The 3,045-nt window shown below is 45.8% G+C and carries 1 protein-coding gene, 2 tRNA genes and 1 pseudogene; all 4 read right to left on the minus strand.

Annotation, left to right across the window (positions count from 1 at the left end; all coding sequences use genetic code 11):
• Positions 1 to 199 (minus strand): annotated as a pseudogene (locus A5295_RS00805) (serine/threonine protein phosphatase); the annotation flags it as partial.
• Between the two features lie 549 nt (positions 200 to 748).
• A tRNA-Gln gene (locus tag A5295_RS00810) sits at positions 749 to 820 on the minus strand.
• Positions 821 to 860: 40 nt separating this feature from the next.
• Positions 861 to 933: transfer RNA gene (locus A5295_RS00815), tRNA-Glu, on the minus strand.
• A gap of 190 nt (positions 934 to 1,123) precedes the next feature.
• Positions 1,124 to 2,677, minus strand: a complete 1,554-nt coding sequence (gltX, locus tag A5295_RS00820) for a glutamate--tRNA ligase (RefSeq protein ID WP_004574127.1) — start codon at positions 2,675 to 2,677, stop codon at positions 1,124 to 1,126.
• Positions 2,678 to 3,045 lie beyond the last annotated feature (368 nt).

Raw genomic sequence — 3,045 nt, forward strand, 5'->3', positions numbered from 1 at the left:
GATCTGGTCGCACAGCATCGCAAGCAGAAGCAATAAGTCGAATGGTGTCTTGTGAAATACGTAACCCATCTTGAACATCTGCACACTGAAGCACTCGGAATTTACCAGAAAGATGGAACTGCAAACGTCCTAAACGCGCCGAAACAGATAAAGGAAGTGCCGCAGATGCATTAGCTTCGGATTGTGCAGAATCAGTCATACTTTAAGCATACGGCAGATATGCCGCGACTCACTCAATTTTGTTCGCAAGTTTACATAAATTATTTACATTCAAAAATACTAAATTAAGCAAATACTGATAAGAAATAACCCAAAAGCGATAAAAACGTGCAATTTCAGTAAAATAGTTACAAATTCACAGACAATTCACAGGTAATCGCATTACTGCACTCAGCATAAGGTGGTTATTATATATACATCAAAAGGAAATAAACTACAAGCAAGTAGTTGAATTTGACTTTAATAACTTAAACCTCTCTTCTTCTCTTCTTTCTCTAACCCCGGTCACGCACCGGGGTTTTTGATTTTAAGGCTGCATAAGAAGCGTGCGGCAAGCGTAGTAAACGGGATAAGCGTGTACAAGCGCGGTAAACGGCAAAAACTGAGCACGCATGTAAAGAAACTGCCGTTTCATCGCCTTAATCCGACAAAAACTTTACAGCCGCGTAAAGAAACAGCCGCGCGCTGAGGCAAATCGCAGGAATACAGATAGATAACAAAAAAGCCCTCGTTCTACGAGAGCTATTCGCTGGGGTACCTGGACTCGAACCAAGAATGGATGAACCAGAATCACCTGTGTTGCCAATTACACCATACCCCAATTGGCAGGCTTCGCGGCTCTTGGGACCGTTCCGTCTTCGTACCCCCGACCGGATTTGAACCGGTGTTGGCGCCGTGAGAGGGCGTAGTCCTAGACCGCTAGACGACGGGGGCTTTCATTTATCAGCTACGCCTCTTGACGCAACAAATAGCGACTTTACAACATAACAACTCAATACGCAACCGCGGCGTGTCGAAAATATATTAAACGAAACATAAAACAAATAAAAAGGTGGAAACGTGGCAATAGTGCCACGTTCCCACCTTGTTCAAATTTTATTTGAGCTTATAAATTATTGGTGATTTACAAATGCTCACGCAATCCAGCTAAACGCGCCAAAGTCACGTCTTTGCCCACGATTTCCATGGACTCAAACAGTGGCGGAGAAACGCGACGGCCAGAAAGTGCAACTCGCACAGGACCAAATGCCAAGCGCGGCTTGTAACCAGCTTCCTCAACAAGCTTCTTATTCAAAAGCTCATGCAAGGAATCAGTGTGCCAATCAGCGGCATCAACACCCTTCAAAGCAGCGAGCGCAGCGTCAAGAACCTCGCCTGCAGATTCCTTCAACTGTTTACGAGCGTCGTCATCTGGAGCAATGTAGCCATCTTCGCTTAACAGGCTTCCAACCATTCCAGCGACTTCACCAAGCAAACGCACGCGAGGCTGTACAAGAGGAGCTGCAGCTGTGAGTACTTCACGCTCGCGGTCAGTTAACGCATCCCAATTATCTGCGCTAACTACGCCATCCTTATGCAAGTAAGGCACAGAACGATTCAAGAAATCTTGCGGATCGAGCATACGAATATGCTCAGCGTTGATGGAAATCGCCTTGTCTAAGTCAAAGTGTGCAGGATTTGCCTTAACGTCTCGCACATCGAACTTTTCAATCATTTCGTCCATAGTGAACACGTCACGATCAGGAGCGATCGACCAGCCAAGCAAAGCCAAGTAGTTCAGTAAGCCTTCTGGAATAAATCCGTTATCTCTATGCAAGAACAAGTTGGACTCAGGGTCTCTCTTGGAAAGCTTCTTCTTACCTTCGCCCATAACGTAAGGCATATGGCCGTAAAGTGGAGTTTCCTTAGCAATGCCCATCTCCATAAGGTAACGGTAAAGCACAATCTGACGAGGCGTGGAGCTAAGAATATCTTCACCGCGCAAAACAACGTTCACATCCATTAACGCATCGTCAACAGGGTTTGTAAGCGTATAAAGTGGATCGCCATTCGGGCGCACAATCACATAATCTGGAACAGATCCAGCTTTAAAGGTGATTTCGCCACGAATTAAATCGTTAAAAGTAATGTCTTCATTTGGCATCTTCAAGCGAAGTGCAGGTTTGCGACCTTCGTCGCGGAAAGCTTGCTTCTGTTCTTCCGTAAGATTGCGATCGTAGCCATCGTAACCAAATTCAGCAGGACGACCAGCAGCAATATTACGCTCCTTAATTTCTTCAGGAGTAGAGAAGGATTCATAAGCGTATCCTGCTTCAAAAAGCTTTTGTGCTACGTCTTTATAAATTTCCATGCGCTGGGACTGGCGATACGGTCCGTTATCTCCGCCAACATCAATGCCCTCGTCCCAATCAATATTGAGCCAACGAAGAGCCTCAATAATCTGCTGGTAGCTTTCCTCACTATCGCGCTCATTATCGGTATCTTCAATACGGAAAAGCAATTTGCCGTGAGTATGGCGAGCCTCCGCCCAGTTAAATAGCGCGGTACGAACCATACCTACGTGAGGTGTACCGGTTGGCGAAGGGCAAAAACGCACGCGAACATTCTTTGGAAGTTCAGGCTTTGCGGATTTTGTTGCATTATTAGCAACTTCTTGAGTTTCCTCGATATCAGTCATAGGTTCCATTGTGCCGCGCGTTACGGACGTGCAGCATTCGCATCAAACATAAGTCAACCTAAAAACTAATCAAGTGCCTGCGTAGATTCTTTATTACCCTCAACGTGCGCAAACTTCGCAGCAAGAGCCTCGCGGGACTTTCTATCATCCTCTTCTTTTGCGAGCTTCTTCGCAACTTCAGGATCCCACAGCACGTCTTCACGATGCTTTCCCCACTCTGAAATAAGCAGCGGCGAAATAAAATTGACCAACGCACTTATATCGCCACTTATATCACAATTACACTTATCGCTAGAATTGCGCACACAATCAACAATCTCACGCCATTGAGCATCTGTCTCTTATACACATCTCCGAGCCCACGAGAC

This window comes from Gardnerella sp. 26-12 (assembly GCF_001660745.1).
GTDB classification, from domain to species: Bacteria; Actinomycetota; Actinomycetes; order Actinomycetales; family Bifidobacteriaceae; genus Bifidobacterium; species Bifidobacterium swidsinskii.